The sequence below is a fragment of the Pseudooceanicola sp. HF7 genome, from assembly GCF_011806405.1.
GTDB lineage: Bacteria > Pseudomonadota > Alphaproteobacteria > Rhodobacterales > Rhodobacteraceae > Pseudooceanicola.
In genome coordinates this window covers 205772-222500 of sequence record NZ_JAATOW010000003.1, presented here as the reverse complement: position 1 = coordinate 222500, position 16729 = coordinate 205772, and the positions used below count along the sequence as shown (strand labels likewise).

Sequence of the window (16729 nt, the reverse complement as noted above, 5' to 3'; positions counted from 1 at the left end):
CTCCGGGCGCGGAACTTACCGGGCGTCTGGCCGGTTAGGTTCACGACGTCGGGCATCAGCCCGGCAGGATAGAGGAGGCGCGCCATGACCCCGGAACTTGCCGGAACGGATGTCCTGAAGCTTCAGCCGACGGATCGCGATGCGGTTTTCGTGATCGCGACCGATCCCGAAGCGCCAGAGATGGCCGCTCTTCTTTCGCCCCGCCGTCTGAATGGCGCCGCTGGTGCGACGGCGGCGGATCTGCTGGGACTGCCGGATGATCAGGCCAAGCAGGTGGAGCTTATCAACCCCGAAGACCTGACAGGGATCGGTCTGGCCGCCTATCTGACCGATGGCATGGGACTGAATGCGGCGGCCGTTACGCAGGACAAGTCCAGCCTGAACGCGCTGCAAGGCCCTGTGGTCCTGCTGCGTGGTCGCGTTTCCGAAGGTCGAAACCAGGACGTGGTCCTTCCCAGGGGCATGAGCCTGGTGGGCCGATACGAGGCCGAGCGCAGCGCCATCGGCCTAGCCCCGCTTCATTCCATCGCCGCGTCCGGCATCGGGGCCCCCGCCGCCGTGCCGCCAATGGGACCGACCCCACGAAGCCGCGCCTGGATCGCCTCCCTCGTTCTGGGGATTGGCGTGCTCCTCGCGCTGGTGGCCATCGCGCTCTGGCTGCTCTGAGACTCGATTTCGCGCCTACACCCCGGGGCCGATCTGCTTTATAGCGGGCGGGAGTTCATCCCTGCCAAGGCCCGCCAATGACGACGACGCTTCTGACCAACGCGAGACTTATCGACCCGGAAGCGGAGATCGCCGACCTGGGCAGCCTTCTGATGGCAGATGGCAAGATCCTTGCCACCGGGGCCGAGGCCGAACAGGCCGCTGCCGACCACGTGATTGATTGCCGCGGGCTCTGCCTTGCGCCGGGCATCGTCGACATCGGCGTCAAGGTCTGCGAGCCGGGCGAACGCCACAAGGAAAGCTTCGGCACCGCTGGCGCCTCAGCCGCGGCGGGAGGGGTCACCACTATCGTGACCCGCCCCGATACGCTGCCCTCCATCGACAACCCTGAAACGCTGGAATTCGTCTCTCGTCGCGCGCGAGAGGATTCGCCGGTCAAGGTGCTGCACATGGCGGCCCTGACGAAAGGGCGTGACGGCCGCGAAATGACGGAGATCGGCTTCCTTCTGGACGCGGGTGCCGTCGCCTTCACGGACTGCGACCACGTCGTCACGAATACCAAGGTCCTGTCCCGGGCGCTCACCTACGCCCGCGCTCGCGGCGCGCTGGTCATCGGCCATATCCAGGAACCTGGCCTCTCTGCCGGGGCCTGCGCCACCACCGGAAAATTCGCCGCCCTGCGCGGGCTTCCTGCCGCCTCTCCCATGGCTGAGCGCATGGGGATCGATCGGGACATCTCCCTGCTTGAGATGACCGGCGCGAAGTACCACTTCGACCAGGTGACCACGGCCCGTGCGTTGCCCCCACTGGAACGTGCCAAGAAGAACGGATTGGACGTGACCGCTGGCGTCTCCATCCACCACCTGACGCTGAACGAATACGACGTTGCCGACTATCGCACCTTCTTCAAGGTCAAGCCGCCGCTGCGCTCCGAAGATGACCGCAAGGCAGTGGTAGAGGCCGTGGCCTCCGGCCTGATCGACATCATCTCCTCCATGCACACTCCGCAGGACGAGGAAAGCAAGCGCCTGCCGTTTGAAGAGGCCGCCTCTGGTGCCGTGGCGCTTGAAACGCTACTGCCCGCCGCCATGCGGCTGGTCCATGCCGGGGATCTGACATTGCCTGTGCTGTTCAGGGCGCTGTCCCTGAACCCGGCAAAACGGCTGGGGCTTGATTGTGGGCGACTGGCCGTTGGCGCGCCGGCGGATCTGGTGCTGTTCGATCCGGATGCGCCCTTCGTGCTCGACCGTTTCAAGATGAAGTCCAAATCCAAGAACACGCCCTTCGACAGCGCCCGCATGCAGGGCAAGGTGCGGGCCACCTGGGTCAACGGCGTCCAAGTCCACGGAGCGGAATTCTGATGCCGGAGCTTGTGTCCCCTCCCCTCGTCCTGCTGCTGGCAGCCCTGCTTGGCTACCTGCTGGGCTCGGTGCCCTTCGGGATCGTTATCACCCGCGCCCTTGGCCTGGGTGACCTGAGAGAGATCGGGTCCGGCAATATCGGCGCGACCAACGTGCTGCGGACCGGCAACAAGGGCGCGGCGCTTGCGACCCTTATCCTGGACAGCGGCAAGGGCGCGGCAGCCGTGCTGATCGCCCGGGCCCTTGCCCCCGAAGACGCGGTCCAGATCGCGGGCTTCGCTGCTTTCCTGGGGCATTGCTTCCCTGTGTGGCTGGGCTTCCGGGGCGGCAAGGGCGTGGCCACCTTCCTTGGAACCCTGCTGGCCTTTTCCTTCCCAATCGGGTTGGCCTGTTGCGCGACCTGGGCGGTGATGGCAGCGGTGCTGCGCTACTCTTCCCTGTCGGCCCTGACCGCGGCGGCGCTCAGCCCCGTCTGGGCTGTTCTACTGGGGCGGAGCGATGCCGTTATCCTGTGCATTCTGTTGGCGCTGTTGATTTTCATCCGCCATCACGCGAACATCCAACGGCTGATCGCAGGAACGGAGCCCCGGATCGGCCGCAAGTCATAAGGCTCCTCTTTTCGGGGGAAGCATGACCTTTGGCGAATCCATAAGATCCGTCCTGTCGAATTACGCCGTCATTTCCGGTCGCGCCGTGCGGTCTGAATTCTGGTGGTTCTGGCTGGGCTGCGCGATCGTGAACATCGTCCTGTCCATCCTTGCCGGCGATCCGAGCAAGTTCGGGATCTTCGACATCCTCTCCAGCCTCTTCGCGCTGGCGATCCTGTTGCCCAGCATCTGCGTCGCCGGGCGCCGTCTGCATGATATCGACAAATCCGCCTGGTGGATTCTGCTGGGCATCATCCCGGTCATCGGCTGGATCATTCTGGTGGTCTGGTACGCCCGCCCGGGCACCGAAGGTCCCAACCGTTTCGGTCCGGACCCGATGCCCGCTTCCGTTAACGAAGCCGCGTGACACCAGTCGGCAGAAAGCAAAAAGGGGCGGTTCACACCGCCCCCTGCCAATCCTGATCCGATTGCTTCAATAGCTGTACTGGCCGAAGATCTTGGTCACATCCTGGTCCCAGGGGCCGTTGTATTCATCCAGAAGCTCATCCGCGGGCACCTTGCCGCTTTCCACGCTTTCGCGCAGTGCGTTCAGGAAATGCGTTTCATCAGGGATCAGCCCACCGGCGCCGGGGCGCGCCCGGGCCTTCAGGCCGCCCTCTGCAATGTCCAGCACTTCACGCGCCAGATCATGCATACGGATCCCGTCGACTTCCGCCTGAAGCGCCTGGTCGGCGGCCGCAACCCGCATCGCCTCACGTTGGGCTGGCGTCCAGCCCTTCACCAGGTCCCAAGCCGCATCAAGGGCACCCTGGTCATAGGTCAGGCCGACCCAGAAGGCCGGCAGCGCACAAAGCCGCCGCCAGGGCCCACCATCGGCGCCGCGCATTTCGATGAATTTCTTCAGCCGCGCCTCGGGGAAGAGAGTCGTCAGGTGGTCGGCCCAGTCGCTGAGCGTCGGCGTCTCACCCGGCAGCGCGGGCAATTCACCCTTCAGGAAGTCCCGGAAGGACTGTCCCAAGGCGTTGATGTACTTGCCATCGCGGTAGACGAAGTACATCGGCACATCGAGCGCATATTCCACCCAGGCCTCGAAGCCGAAGCCCTCTTCAAAGACGAAGGGCAGCATGCCGGTGCGTGCTGCGTCCATGTTGCGCCATACCCAGGAGCGGTAGGATTTCATGCCGTTGGGCTTGTTCTCGAAGAAGGGCGAATTGGCGAAAAGCGCCGTGGCCACGGGCTGCAGCGCCAGCGCCACGCGCATCTTCTGCACCATGTCCGCTTCAGAGCCGAAATCGAGGTTCACCTGCACGGTGCAGGTGCGCCGCATCATGGTGGTGCCGGTGGTCCCGACGCGGTTCTGATAGGCATCCATCAGCTTGTAGCGGCCCTTCGGCATGAGGGGCATTTCCTCATGGCTCCAGGTTGGCGCGGCACCGAGACCGATGAAGCCCACGCCGATCTCGTCGGCGATGCTCTTCACTTCCTTAAGGTGCTCGTTCACCTCGTCGCAGGTCTGGTGGATGGTCTCGAGCGGAGCGCCCGAGAGCTCCAGCGCGCCGCCGGGCTCAAGCGAGACATTGGCGCCGTCCTTCTGCAGACCAAGCAGCTTGCCGCCCTCTTCCACGGGCTCCCACCCGTAGCGGTCACGCAGGCCGGACAGCACGGCATGAATGGAGCGCTCACCCTCGTAGGGCAGCGGCTTCAGGCTGTCCTTGCAGTAGCCGAATTTCTCGTGCTCCGTACCGATGCGCCAGTCTTCCTTGGGCTTGCAGCCCTCGGCCAGGTATTCCGCCATTTGTTCATGGCGTTCGATCGGACCGCCGCCGGATTGGGGGATGGACATATGGGGAGCTCCGCGTCTTTTCCTGGGACTGCTGCCGAAGTTGGCCGGGTCATGAGGTCCTGATCAAAACCGATTTCGTCCGAGTGTCAATGGAAGGTGCCTGCGTCCGCCTGGCTCAGTTCAGGCGAAGCCGGGCGCGATCCCAGATGACAACGTTGGCATCGCTTTGCCCGGTACTGGCGCGCTGCACCTCTGTCACCAGGCGCCCCGTCCGGATGTCGGGCAGGGCTGCGAAGATATCGAAGAGCGCATCCGCGCCCTCGGCATTGAGCGGGATCAGCAGGTCGGGCTGGCCATATTGACTAAGCCGCCAGCTGGGCGGGGTCGCGCCGGCATCCAGCGCCAGCCTGTTCATTTCAGTCAGGGCGACGGCGCCGCCGGTGAAGGGGCCAAAATAGCCGATCTGGCCTTCGCGGATTTCCACCACTCCGGGCCCGTCGGATTTCCCCCGGAAACGCCCGCGCTGGATCCCGGCAAAGACCAGAGCGCCGCCACCAAGCGCGACCACGACACCGATCCATCGCAGCAGGCCAAAACTGGAAATGAGCCAGAAAAGACCAAGGCACAGAACCGCCAGCCCAACGAGCGCCTCGCGCCATCGTGTGATCTGCTGCCGAAGTTCAGGACGGATCATGAGACCTCCAGCGCGACAGGCGCATTCGTCAGCGCAACACGGTACTCGCCGATTTGCCGAAAACCGATGGCCTCGTAGGCGCGCGCCGCCGCCGGGTTGTTGGCAAACAGGAACGCCACGCGCGCCCCTTGAGAGCGGGCATGCAGCAGCAAGGCCTGCGTCGCCTGCCGCCCGTATCCCCGGTTGCGATAATCGCGCGGCGTGAAGACACCCCCGACCTGCACATGGTCGCCCGCGCGGGCGTTGAGCGCGGCCATGGCCACCGGCCGCCCTTTTTCCATCAAGAGCCGGCAATCGGGATGGCCAGCCGCGCGTTCCGCCCGCGCAATCGCTCCGGTGCGCAGTTCTTCCGGATCCAGAGGGGCCAGCCCAGTATCGGTCTCATATTCTGCAAACCACTCCGTCAGCATCGGAATTTCCCATTGCTCTGCCGGACGACAGATCAGCGGGGCCGTCGCCAGGCTCGAAAGTTCGAGCCGGTAGAGCGGTTCCACGTGGTTCACCCTCAGGTGCGGATCAAGACCAAGGGCCGCCAGGAAGCGTTCTGCCTGGTCCGCCGCACCGGTCAGCCCCACGATCCGGTGGCCCTCCAGCGCCTTCGCCACCGCTGCGAAAGCCGCATCCCCCTGCCCCGGCATCTGGCACATCAGAAAGCCGGAGCGCGTCAGGCCCACGACACCTCTCAGTTCGTCTTCTTCAAACCACAGGAAGAAATCCGTGGCCTGCGGATCCGCGGTGTCCCCGATGCCATGGGCGGCAAGGTTGCCGCGCAGGAACATGGATGTTTCAGGGTACCCGGAAAGAAACCCCTCGATCAGAGCGGCATCTTCAGATGCGGCGACGCGCAGCATCACCACTCCCCCAGCTTCAGCTGCCAGAGCGTCAGGGCCGCCACGGCCGCGGTATCGGCCCGCAGGATCCTGTGCCCCAGCTGGACCGGCCAGGCAAAGGGCAATCCGTGCAGCCGCCTGCGCTCGGCCTCTGAAAACCCGCCTTCGGGCCCGATCAGGATGGCCCATTCCCCCTTCGGCGCGTCCTCAAGGGATCGCGGCGCACCGTCGGGCGTTCCGTAAGAAGCATCGGCAAAGGCCTCGTCACAGAACATCAGCTGACGATCCGCAGGCCAATCGGCAAGCAGGCGGTCAAGGCGCTGAAGCTCCGCCACCTCCGCGATATAGGTACTGCCGCATTGCTCGGCCGCCTCAACCGCATGGGCCTGAAGGCGATCGCGGCGGATACGCTCTGCATTGGTGAACTCGGTCTGGACCGGCTGGATCCGGGCCACACCCATCTCTGCCGCCTTTTCCACGATGAAATCGGTGCGCGTCTTCTTGATCGGCGCGAAGAGAAGCCAGAGATCCGGGGGCGACAACTGGTCCCGTGACCTACTGCGGCAGGTCAGTTCGCCACCGCGTTTGCCTGCGGCGGTCACCTCTGCCTGCCACTCGCCATCCGTTCCATTGAAAAGCGCAACCGGCGCGCCTGCGGTCAGCCGCATGACCCCAAAGAGGTAATGCGCCTGGTCCCGGTCCAGCAGAACGGTTTGCCCTTCGGCCAGCGGGTGCTCTACATAGAGCCTGATCTTTGCAGCATCCATGGGGACTACATATGACCAGCCGCGACACGACACCAGAGGGACAGGTCTCGGATGCCGTCAAGGGCAACTGGGTCGATATCCACGCCCCCGCCTGGACACGCCCCTACCTGCGGCTCAGCCGGGCGGATCGCCCGATTGGGACCTGGCTGCTGCTGCTGCCCTGCTGGTGGGCACTGTTGCTGGCCATGGCCCATGACGGGCAGCCGCGCTGGCAGGACCTGTGGATCTTCATCGGATGCGGGCTGGGGGCCATGCTGATGCGCGGCGCGGGCTGCACCTGGAACGACATCACCGACCGGGATTTCGACGGCGCCGTGGAGCGCACGCGGTCGCGTCCCATCCCGTCGGGCCAGGTCAGCGCCAAGCAAGCTGCGGCCTGGATGATCATCCAGGCGCTGGTCGCCTTCGCCATCCTGCTGACCTTCCCGCCCATGGCCATCCTGCTTGGGGTGATTTCCCTACTGCCGGTCTGCGTCTACCCCTTCGCCAAGCGCTTCACCTGGTGGCCGCAGATCTTCCTGGGCCTGGCCTTCAACTGGGGCGCCCTTCTGGCCTGGACGGCCCATACCGGCAGCTTGGCCTGGCCCGCGGTGATCATGTACGTCGGGGGCATCTTCTGGACGCTGTTCTACGACACGATCTACGCCCACCAGGACAAGGAAGATGATGCGCTGATCGGGGTGAAATCCACCGCCCGCCTGTTCATGGAGCGCACGCCTCTCTGGCTGTCGCGCTTCCTTATCGGCACGATGATCCTGCTCAGCCTGGCCGTCCTGACGGCCCTGTCGGGGCAGACGCTGGCCTCTTTCGTGGCGCTTGCCGGGCTGTACTGCATGGGGGCACACATGCTCTGGCAACTGCGCAGCTACGACGGCGAAGACAATGACGGCTTGCTGCGCCTCTTCCGGTCGAACAGGGATGCCGCGCTGCTGCCACTGCCGTTTTTCGCCTGTGCCATCCTGCTTTGATTGCAAGCCCGGCATTTGCACTCTAGACACAAGGCCGAAACTCAACGACCCGCGGCCAATTCATGCGCGTATCCTCAATAGCCATTCTCGCCGGAACTTTTGCAGTTGCGGCCGCCGGAAGCCTCGTTGCGGCCGGTTTCGCCGTAGGCAAGGTAGAGGATGCCTCTGAAATCGGGATTCGCACCGCGCTTGATGTGAAGAACCTTGGCTGGGCCGAGGTGGAAGCCAACGGGTTGCAGGTCATCCTGACCGGCACGGCCCCGGACGAGGCCCAGCGGTTCCGGGCAAAGACCGCGGCAAGTACGGTCGTAGATGCCTCTCGCGTGATCGATCAGATGTCCGTGGAAGCTGGCACCGGGCTGAGCGCACCGCATTTCTCCATCGAGATTCTGCGCAACGACCGCGACATCTCCTTGATTGGCCTCGTGCCGGCGGCCATGGACCGCGAGGCCCTAGTGCGCCGAATTGCCCGGCTCGAGGGCGTCACTGATGTCTCCGACCTGCTGCAAACTGCCGATTACGCCACCCCCAGGGGCTGGGCCCGCACGGTGGATTTCGCTGTGGAAGCTCTCGCCGATCTGCCGCGTTCCAAGATCTCTCTCTCTGCCAATAACGTCGCCGTCACCGCCATGAGCAACTCCATGCCGGAGAAGCGCCAGATGGAAAGCGAACTGCGCAGCCTGGCAGGAACCGAGATCGAGCTGGAGACAGAGATCTCTGCGCCGCGCCCGATCATTGCCCCCTTTACCCTGCGTTTCGTGGTGGACGCGGATGGCGCGCGTTTCGATGCCTGCTCAGCCGACACCGAGGGCGCCCGGGACCGCATCCTTGCCGCGGCCGCCGAGGCAGGCCTGAAATCCACCCCGCGCTGCACGATCGGCCTTGGTGTGCCCTCATCCGAGTGGGGACGCGCCGCATCGCAGGCCATCTTGGCCGTGGGGCAGCTTGGCGGCGGCTCCGTGACCCTCTCTGATGCCGATATCAGCCTTATCGCCCAGGAAGGTACCCCCCAGGCCCGCTTCGATGAAGTTCTAGGTGAGCTGGAAAACAGCCTGCCCGATGTCTTCGCCCTGCACGCGGTTCTGCCCGAACTGCCCGAGGAGGAAGAAGAAGGCCCGCCGGAGTTCCTTGCCACGCTCAGCCCGGAAGGCCAGGTGCAACTGCGCGGACGTGTCCCGGACGAAGTGATGCGCAATGCAGCCGAATCCCTGGCCAAGGCGCGCTTTGGAAGCGACCGGATCTATACCGCCGCCCGGCTTGATGAAGACCTTCCCGAAGGCTGGTCGATCCGGGTTCTGGCGGCACTCGACGCACTGTCCCGCCTTGCCAACGGCGCTGTCACCGTCACCCCGGATTCGGTTGAGATCCGCGGCAATACAGGCAATGAGGATGCAAGCGCGGATATCGCCCAGCTGTTCGGCGCACGGCTTGGCGAGGGTGCGGAGTTCCAGATCGACGTGACCTACCAGGAGAAACTTGATCCATCGGCGGCCCTTCCTACGCCTGAAGAGTGCATCGCCCAGATCAACGCCCTCCAGGGCGAAAAGAAGATCAATTTCGAACCGGGCTCCGCGACCGTGGACAGTGACAGCCGCGCCCTGCTTGACGATCTGGCCGAAATTCTCAAGACATGTCCGGAACTTCCGCTGGAGATCGCGGGTTATACGGACAGCCAGGGACGGGAATCCATGAACCTCTCCCTCAGCAATGACCGCGCTCAGGCCGTTTTGAACGAGCTTCGGATGCGGCGTGTCCTGACCCGTACTTTCGAGGCCAACGGCTTCGGCGAAAGCGATCCGATCGCGGACAACGGGACAGCTGAAGGGCGCGAAGCCAATCGCCGGATCGAGTTCCGCCTGATCGCAGACGCCACCGAAGCTGCGGACGCGGCAGAGGAGAGCCCGGAAACAGAGGACGAGACCGATCAGGGAACCGCTGATTCAGAGGAACAGACCGGGACCGACGAAGCAGAGGACGTCGGCACCACCGATTGAGCCCGGCCTGTGGGGACAGGCAATAAGGGCGGACCGGCGGCCAGCGTCACGGGCCGCAAAGCACGTATTTCCAAGGCCGCGCACGCAAGCCTTGGGCAGATGTCAGGGGACGGCATAGGTGAACAGGAACGAATTTATCATAGCCACGGCGATCATCCTGTTCGTGGCCTTCTGCCTCGGCTGGTTTGCCTATTGGCTGATCCACCGGTTTACCAAGGTGGATACCGCCGACATGGGCGAACTGGACCGGATGGCGCAGGAACTGCACGATGCAGAGGAAACCCGCGACCAAGCGATCAGTTACCTTGAGCAGCGCGAAGCGGACCTGACCAACCAGCTGTCCCAGACAGAAGCAGAGTTGCGCGCGACCATGGATGGCCTGCGCGAGGCCCGCTCGGAAGCCGAAGATCTGCGCGCGCAGCTTGGCAAGACACACCAGCAAGACTGATTGGGCCTTTGCCCAGCCCCTTGACTAGTCTTCGGACCAGCGCTTGAGGGCGTGTTCGTCGCTGTCTTTCGCGGCGACCCAGGCCGTGCCGCCGGTGGTCACTTCCTTCTTCCAGAAGGGCGCGCGGCTTTTCAGGTAATCCATCAGGAAATCAGCGGCCAGGAAGGCGTCCTGCCGGTGGGCAGAAGCGGTTGCCACCATCATGATCGGTTCTTCGGGACGCATGGTCCCGAAGCGGTGTAGGATCAGCACCGGACTAACCGCCCAGCGGGTCATTGCCTCTTCCGCGATCGATGTAAGCGCGCTTTCCGTCATTCCCGGATAATGCTCGATCTCCATGTGATCAAGGGTCTCTGCGCCGGGGATATCACGCACCAGGCCGGTGAAACTGACAAGGGCCCCTGCCCCAGCCAAGGCCGCCTTCGCAGTGAACTCGGACAGGACCGCACCAGGATCGAAGGGGGCGGGCTGAACCCGGATCTCCGGGGCGGAACGCTTGCCAGACATCCTAGCCCCCCGTCATGGGCGGGAAGAAGGCCACTTCGCGCACGCCGGCCAAAGAGGCATCGAATTCGGAGAGTTCTTGGTCCACGGCAACCCGCAGGGCGTCTAGATCCGCGAAGGCCAAAGCATAGCGTTCCTCGCGCCCACGCAGCTCCGCAACCAACTCCTGCACCGTGGCAGCGCTTGTCTGCACGCGTTCCTTCGGTACGCCGATCCGTTCCCGGACCCAGGCGAAATAGAGCACGTCCATGGTCAATCCTTCAGACATCATTCGTCCTTGAGATGTGGCCGCGCCTTGAGGAAGTAATCGGCCCCGGTGATCACGGTCAGCGCCGCCGCCAGCCAAAGCAGAAGCACACCGGCGCGGGCCAGCCACTCGCTGAAGGTAAGAAGCATGCCAAGGTGGCCCTGGTCCTCTGACGTACCGGCCACGATCCCCTTCACCGTGTCGTTGTCCAGCCCGAAGATGGCTTCGCCCAGCTGGTGCTCTGCAATGCCCTGCGCAAGAAGTACGGCAATCGCCACCATCTGCGCCGTGGTCTTCCACTTGGCCAGCTTGGTGACCTTCAGCAGACCCGCCGTGTCGCCCAGGTATTCCCGCAAACCGGAAACGAAGACCTCCCGGAAGAGGATCAGCGCGACGGGCAGGATGAGCAGCTCAGACAGGGAGGAATAATGCATGAGGACCGCCAGAGCGATCACTACCATCGCCTTGTCGGCGATCGGGTCCAGCATCGTTCCAAGCTTGGTCACCAGGTCGAGGGACCGCGCGAGATAGCCGTCAACGTAATCCGTCAGGGAGGCGACGACGAAGATACCTAGGGCCCAGGCGTCCGCCGCAGGACGGGGCAAAGCCAGGAAACAGAGCGCAATACCGGGGGCCGCAAGCAGCCTCAGCATTGTAAGCATATTGGGCAGAGTGATAGTCATGGCCTCTATCTATCCTTCCTCGCGACAACGCGAAAGCGCGATTGCATACCCTTCGGGCCTCTCCGCTCAAGCAGCGGTCGCCGGCTCTTCGGGATCGGTGGCAGCCGGCCCATCGGTCAGCGGCAATTTCCGGTCAAGCCGCCGCCCGCGCCCTTGCCCCGTCCGGTTGCGAGGCTTACATGCTGGCTCATGATGAATTGGCTCTCCCTGAAATCGCGCCGCGCGCCTGTCGTCTCTGTCATCCGCCTGAACGGCATGATTGCCGCCGGCACCCGCGGCGGCTTGAGCGACGAGGGGCTGGCCCCCATCATCGAAAAGGCTTTCCGAAAAGGAAAACCTAGCATGGTGGCGCTTCAGATCAATTCGCCAGGCGGATCGCCCGTGCAGAGCTCACTGATCGCGGCCCGTATCCGGCGGCTGTCAGAGGAAAAGAACGTGCCCGTCGTGGCCTTCGTCGAAGATGTCGCGGCATCGGGCGGCTACTGGCTGGCCTGCGCCGCTGACGAGATCTACGCGGACGAAAGCTCCATCCTGGGATCCATCGGCGTGATATCCTCGGGCTTCGGCGCCCATGTCTTCCTGGCCCGTCAGGGGATCGAACGGCGTGTCTACACCGCCGGCGAAAGCAAGAGCATGCTTGACCCCTTCCGACCCGAGGAAGAAGCGGATGTCGCCCGCCTGAAGGGCCACCTGGAAGATATCCACGGCGCCTTCATCACATACGTCAAATCCCGCCGCGGCGAACGCCTTGCCCCAGAGCCGAAGCTCTTCACCGGAGAGGTCTTCCTGGGCGAGCGCGCCCAGGCGATGGGGCTCAGCGATGGGATCGGCCACATGGTTCCGCTGATGAAGGAACGCTTCGGAGACAAGGTTCGCTTCCGCACCTACGGCCGCAAGCGCGGGCTTCTCAGCCGCCTTGGCGCCAGCGTTCTGAATGACAGCCTTATCGCCATCGAGGAACGCGCAGCCTTCGCGCGTTTCGGCCTCTGACGTGATCCTGAAAGTCGTCATTCTCTTTCTCGTCGGCATGGGCGTGCTGGCGATGTTCGGCAAGCTCAACGTGCCGGGCATGAAGCGGAAGAAGTCACTTACCTGTCCGTCCTGCGGACGTCATCGTATTGGAAAGGGGCCCTGCCCCTGCAAGGGGAGGCGCTGAATGGCCGCCTGGTTGATGGCCATCGCCGGCCTGGTCCTGCTTGTGGTCGCCGGGGATCTTCTGGTTCGCGGCGCCGTGAACCTGGCGCTCCGCCTTGGCGTGCCCGCCCTGATCGTCAGCCTGACGATCATCGCCTTCGGGACCTCAGCCCCTGAGCTGCTGATCTCCATCTCCGCCGTGCTGGAGAACCAGCCGGGCCTAGCGCTTGGCAACGTGGTCGGGTCGAACGTCGCCAATATCCTTCTGGTGCTGGGCATACCGGCCATGATGGCCGGCCTTCAAACCGGGGATCACGACGTCAAGCAGAGCTACCTGACGATGCTTGGGGCCTCCGCGATCTTCGTCCTGCTGGCCTTCCGCGGCAGTTTCGATCTGATCTCCGGGCTTGTCCTGCTAGCCATGCTGGCAGCCATCCTTTTCGGGCAGGCACGCGACGCGCTCAGCCATCGGCGTGCGGACCGCGCGGCAGAAGAACTGCCTGAAGGCGCCAATCCGGGCATGCGCTGGCTCTGGATCGTACTTTTTCTGGTGCTCGGCCTGATCGGCTTGCCCATCGGCGCGGACCTGCTTGTCAATGGCGCTTCGGAGATCGCCCGCCGCGCCGGGGTCAGTGACACGGTGATCGGGCTGACCCTGGTCGCGATAGGCACCTCCCTGCCCGAACTGGCAACCACTGTCATCGCTGCCATCCGGCGGCAGGCGGATGTCGCGCTTGGCAATGTCATCGGCTCCAACATGTTCAACCTGTTGGGCATCATTGGCATCACCGCACTTGTCGGTCCCCTGCCCGTCGACGCGAGCCTTCTGCGCTTTGATCTTTGGGTCATGCTTGGGGCGAGCCTGGTTCTCATCCCCTTCGTATTCATGCATAGAAATATAACTCGCCTTGCAGGGGTGGGGCTGACTGCGCTTTATGCGGTATATGTCGGAATGGTGCTTTACTAGGGAGGGAACATGCGCCGTGCATTGGTAACCGGAGCCGCACACAGGCTGGGCCAGGCGATGGCCCTGGCCCTGGCAGATCAAGGGCTCGACGTCGCGATTCACTACAACTCTTCCGAAGAGGCCGCGCTGGCCCTTGCCGAGACCATTCGCGCCAAGGGCTGCAATGCCGCGATCCTGCAGGCTGACCTGACACGGGAAGAAGAGGTCGCGCCACTGGTCGACAAGGCCGCCGAACGGCTGGGCGGCCCCCTGACATGCCTTGTGAACAACGCTTCCGTCTTTGAATACGACAATATCCGCTCCGCCACGCGGGACAGCTGGGACATGCACATGGAGGCCAATCTGCGCGCACCCTTCCTGCTGACCCAGAAGTTCGCTGAACAAGTGCCCGATCCGGACATGGATCTGCGCGACGAACCCAAGGCCCGCGGCCTTGTGGTCAACTTGCTGGATCAGCGTGTCCACAAGCTCACGCCGGAGTTCATGAGCTACACGATTTCAAAGATGGGTCTCTGGGCCTTTACCCAGACCGCCGCCCGCGCCCTGGCCCCAAGGGTCCGCATCAATGCGATTGGCCCCGGGCCGACACTTCAGGGCGCGCGGCAGTCAAAGGAACACTTCCAGCACCAGCGCGACAACACCGTGCTGCAGCGGGGCTCAAACCCTGAGGACATCACCGGCGCGCTGCTCTATTTCCTGACCGCTCCAGGGGTCACCGGACAGCTCATTTGCACGGATGGCGGGCAGCATCTGGCCTGGCAAACCCCGGATGTTCAGGGTGTGGAATAGCGATCTTTGGCCCCACCCTGCGGAAAGTTTTGCACGGGTCATGAAAGCGTTACGAGTCCGTTACCAAAATATCAATGTTTTCAGTGATTTGCATTTCAGAAATAAATTTATTGAGCAAAATCAAACAGTTGAAAAAGAGCCTATTTTTTAGACACGACGAGGAAAGCACCATGAAACAAGGGATTTTCGTCGATCCCCCAATAATACCCCCAGAGTTATCCACAGAATAAGGGGACAGGTTTGACCTTGTGCCAAGTGGTGGAAATTTGCAGGCAGTACGGAGAATCGGGCAGAGATAGAAAATGGACAGAATCCAGCCCCCAGAGACCAACGAAGCCCTCACGGGCCATGCGCTGATCCAGGCGTATCTGAAGACGCTGGATAACTCTCCCGGCGTCTACAGGATGCTGGATGCACAGGCGCGTGTCCTCTACGTCGGCAAGGCGCGGAACCTGCGGGCGCGGGTCTCCAACTATGCCCGGCCCTCTGGTCATTCTGCGCGGATCGCCCGGATGATCCGCGAAACGGCCTCCATGATGTTCCTGACGACGCGGACAGAGACGGAAGCGCTGCTGCTCGAACAGAACCTCATCAAGCAGCTGAAGCCGCGCTACAACGTGCTGCTGAGAGACGACAAGAGCTTTCCAAACATCCTCGTCGCCAAGGATCATGACTTCCCGCAGATCCGAAAGCACCGGGGCGCCAAGAAGACCAAGGGCAACTATTATGGCCCCTTCGCCAGTGCCGGCGCGGTAAACCGGACGTTGAACCAGCTGCAGAAGGTCTTCCTGCTGCGCAACTGCTCGGATTCCATGTTCTCAAGCCGGACCCGGCCCTGCCTGCTCTACCAGATCAAACGCTGCTCTGCCCCTTGCACGGGCGAGATCTCGGAAAGCGATTACGCGGCTTCCGTGCAGGATGCCGAACGCTTCCTTCAGGGACGCACCACCGGCGTGCAGGAGAAACTGGCAAGCGAAATGCAGCGCGCGTCCGAGGCCATGGAGTTTGAACGGGCCGCCGCCCTGCGCGACCGGATCCGCGCCCTGACCCAGGTGCAGAGCGCCCAGGGGATCAACCCGCGCAGCACCGCCGAGGCCGATATCGTCGCCCTGCACATGGAACATGGCCAGGCCTGCGTGCAGGTCTTCTTCATCCGGGCCAACCAGAACTGGGGCAACCAGGATTTCTACCCGCGCGCCGGCGCCGACGTGGAAGAGGCCGAGGTTCTCGAAGCCTTCATGGGCCAGTTCTATGACGGCAAGGAGCCGCCCAGGCAGATCCTGCTCTCCCATCCGATCGAGAACGCGGATCTCATGGCGGATGCGCTCTCCGGCAAGGCAGGCCGCAAGGTAGAGATCCTCGTGCCCCAGCGTGGTGAAAAGGCCGAGCTGATCGAGGGCGCGTTGCGCAATGCCAAGGAAAGCCTTGGCCGCCGCATGGCCGAAAGCGCCACCCAGGCCAAGCTGCTGAAAGGCGTGGCAGAGGCCTTTGGCCTGGAAACCACTCCGGCCCGGATCGAGGTCTACGACAACTCCCACATCCAGGGCACCAATGCGGTGGGCGCCATGATCATGGCCGGACCGGAAGGCTTCATGAAAAGCCAGTACCGCAAGTTCAACATCCGCGGGGACGAGCTGACGCCCGGTGACGACTTCGGCATGATGAAAGAGGTCCTGACCCGCCGCATCACCCGCCTGCAGAAAGAGGACCCGGCCCGTGACAAGGGCCTCTGGCCGGACCTGCTGCTGATCGACGGCGGTGCAGGTCAGGTCTCTGCGGTGCAGGAAATCCTGGAAGAGATGGGGGTGCCTGAACTGCCGATGGTCGGCGTAGCCAAGGGCGTTGACCGTGACCACGGCAAGGAAGAGTTCCACCGTCCCGGCCAGCGCCCCTTTGCCCTGCGCATGAATGACCCCGTGCTCTACTTCATCCAGCGCCTGCGGGACGAAGCGCACCGATTTGCCATCGGCACCCACCGCGCCAAGCGGGCGAAGCAGATCTCTGCCAACCCACTGGACGATGTGCCCGGCGTCGGCTCCACCCGCAAGCGGGCCCTGCTGGCGCACTTCGGGTCCGCCAAGGCCGTGAGCCGCGCCAACTTGGCCGATCTGAAGGCCGTCGATGGCATCTCCGACAGCCTGGCAGAGACGATCTACGATCACTTCCACACCAATGCCTGAGGCTGTGCCCACGAATTGAGGCAGCCATAGACTAGCCCCCTCTTCGCGCTGCCGCCTCCACCACGATGGCATTCGCGACCTGGCACCTTCCGGCACACCCGGTCGT

The 16729-nt window shown here is 63.5% G+C and carries 18 protein-coding genes; 11 read left to right on the top strand and 7 right to left on the bottom strand.

What is annotated here, in order from left to right; all coding sequences use genetic code 11:
• The first annotated feature begins 84 nt into the window (after positions 1–84).
• The 4 genes from HCZ97_RS02510 to HCZ97_RS02495 all read left to right on the top strand — a co-directional run bounded on the left by HCZ97_RS02510 (position 85) and on the right by HCZ97_RS02495 (position 3041).
• Positions 85–666 (top strand): hypothetical protein, encoded by a 582-nt coding sequence (locus HCZ97_RS02510; protein WP_167687087.1) that lies wholly within the window; start codon positions 85–87, stop codon positions 664–666.
• A 77-nt stretch (positions 667–743) separates the two neighbouring features.
• A complete protein-coding gene (pyrC, locus tag HCZ97_RS02505) occupies positions 744–2027 on the top strand; it encodes a dihydroorotase (RefSeq protein WP_167687086.1) in 1284 nt (427 codons plus the stop codon).
• Positions 2027–2635, top strand: coding sequence for a glycerol-3-phosphate 1-O-acyltransferase PlsY (gene plsY / locus HCZ97_RS02500; RefSeq protein ID WP_167687085.1), 609 nt, complete (start codon positions 2027–2029; stop codon positions 2633–2635). Before pyrC ends, plsY begins: the two co-directional genes overlap by 1 nt.
• A 22-nt stretch (positions 2636–2657) precedes the next feature.
• Positions 2658–3041 (top strand): DUF805 domain-containing protein, encoded by a 384-nt coding sequence (locus tag HCZ97_RS02495; protein WP_167687084.1) that lies wholly within the window; start codon positions 2658–2660, stop codon positions 3039–3041.
• A gap of 66 nt (positions 3042–3107) precedes the next feature.
• On the opposite strand, the gene HCZ97_RS02490 is transcribed toward HCZ97_RS02495, so the two are convergent.
• The 4 genes from HCZ97_RS02490 to HCZ97_RS02475 form a co-directional block, all read right to left on the bottom strand.
• On the bottom strand, positions 3108–4478 hold the full coding sequence (locus HCZ97_RS02490; protein WP_167687083.1) for a glutamate--cysteine ligase: 1371 nt from the start codon (positions 4476–4478) through the stop codon (positions 3108–3110).
• A 115-nt stretch (positions 4479–4593) separates the two neighbouring features.
• The gene (locus HCZ97_RS02485) at positions 4594–5112 is read right to left on the bottom strand and encodes a hypothetical protein (RefSeq protein ID WP_167687082.1); all 519 of its coding nucleotides are present in this window, start codon (positions 5110–5112) and stop codon (positions 4594–4596) included.
• Positions 5109–5891 carry a GNAT family N-acetyltransferase gene (locus tag HCZ97_RS02480; protein ID WP_217701712.1) on the bottom strand — a complete coding sequence of 261 codons (783 nt, stop codon included), beginning with the start codon at positions 5889–5891 and terminating at the stop codon, positions 5109–5111. Before HCZ97_RS02480 ends, HCZ97_RS02485 begins: the two co-directional genes overlap by 4 nt.
• Positions 5892–5962: 71 nt before the next feature.
• Positions 5963–6709 carry a 16S rRNA (uracil(1498)-N(3))-methyltransferase gene (locus HCZ97_RS02475; protein WP_167687080.1) on the bottom strand — a complete coding sequence of 249 codons (747 nt, stop codon included), beginning with the start codon at positions 6707–6709 and terminating at the stop codon, positions 5963–5965.
• An 11-nt stretch (positions 6710–6720) separates the two neighbouring features.
• Here HCZ97_RS02475 and ubiA point away from each other — a divergent pair, with 11 nt between their 5' ends.
• The 3 genes from ubiA (at position 6721) to HCZ97_RS02460 (ending at position 10119) form a co-directional block, all read left to right on the top strand.
• Positions 6721–7677 carry a 4-hydroxybenzoate octaprenyltransferase gene (gene ubiA, locus HCZ97_RS02470; protein WP_167687079.1) on the top strand — a complete coding sequence of 319 codons (957 nt, stop codon included), beginning with the start codon at positions 6721–6723 and terminating at the stop codon, positions 7675–7677.
• Between the two features lie 62 nt (positions 7678–7739).
• Positions 7740–9671, top strand: a complete 1932-nt coding sequence (locus HCZ97_RS02465) for an OmpA family protein (RefSeq protein WP_167687078.1) — start codon at positions 7740–7742, stop codon at positions 9669–9671.
• Positions 9672–9789: 118 nt separating this feature from the next.
• The gene (locus HCZ97_RS02460) at positions 9790–10119 is read left to right on the top strand and encodes a hypothetical protein (RefSeq protein ID WP_167687077.1); all 330 of its coding nucleotides are present in this window, start codon (positions 9790–9792) and stop codon (positions 10117–10119) included.
• Positions 10120–10143: 24 nt separating this feature from the next.
• Here the strand turns inward: HCZ97_RS02460 and HCZ97_RS02455 are convergent, their stop codons facing one another.
• From HCZ97_RS02455 to pgsA, 3 genes are read right to left on the bottom strand one after another with little or no spacing between them, the layout of a single operon-like run.
• Positions 10144–10626, bottom strand: coding sequence for a molybdenum cofactor biosynthesis protein MoaE (locus tag HCZ97_RS02455; protein ID WP_167687076.1), 483 nt, complete (start codon positions 10624–10626; stop codon positions 10144–10146).
• A gap of 1 nt (position 10627) precedes the next feature.
• Complete coding sequence (gene moaD / locus HCZ97_RS02450) at positions 10628–10873, bottom strand: molybdopterin converting factor subunit 1 (RefSeq protein WP_167687167.1); 246 nt, start codon at positions 10871–10873, stop codon at positions 10628–10630.
• 17 nt (positions 10874–10890) lie between these two features.
• Positions 10891–11553 (bottom strand): CDP-diacylglycerol--glycerol-3-phosphate 3-phosphatidyltransferase, encoded by a 663-nt coding sequence (gene pgsA, locus HCZ97_RS02445; RefSeq protein WP_167687075.1) that lies wholly within the window; start codon positions 11551–11553, stop codon positions 10891–10893.
• Positions 11554–11742: 189 nt separating this feature from the next.
• On the opposite strand from pgsA, the gene HCZ97_RS02440 reads away from it, so the two are divergent.
• The 4 genes from HCZ97_RS02440 to uvrC all read left to right on the top strand — a co-directional run bounded on the left by HCZ97_RS02440 (position 11743) and on the right by uvrC (position 16623).
• On the top strand, positions 11743–12543 hold the full coding sequence (locus HCZ97_RS02440; RefSeq protein WP_167687074.1) for a S49 family peptidase: 801 nt from the start codon (positions 11743–11745) through the stop codon (positions 12541–12543).
• Between the two features lie 166 nt (positions 12544–12709).
• Positions 12710–13654: a calcium/sodium antiporter gene (locus HCZ97_RS02430; RefSeq protein ID WP_167687072.1), complete on the top strand. Its 945-nt coding sequence runs from the start codon at positions 12710–12712 to the stop codon at positions 13652–13654.
• A 9-nt stretch (positions 13655–13663) separates the two neighbouring features.
• Entirely contained in the window at positions 13664–14443 is a 780-nt protein-coding gene (locus tag HCZ97_RS02425) for an SDR family oxidoreductase (RefSeq protein ID WP_167687071.1), read from the top strand.
• A gap of 302 nt (positions 14444–14745) precedes the next feature.
• Positions 14746–16623, top strand: a complete 1878-nt coding sequence (gene uvrC, locus HCZ97_RS02420) for an excinuclease ABC subunit UvrC (RefSeq protein WP_167687070.1) — start codon at positions 14746–14748, stop codon at positions 16621–16623.
• The last annotated feature ends 106 nt before the right edge of the window (positions 16624–16729 follow it).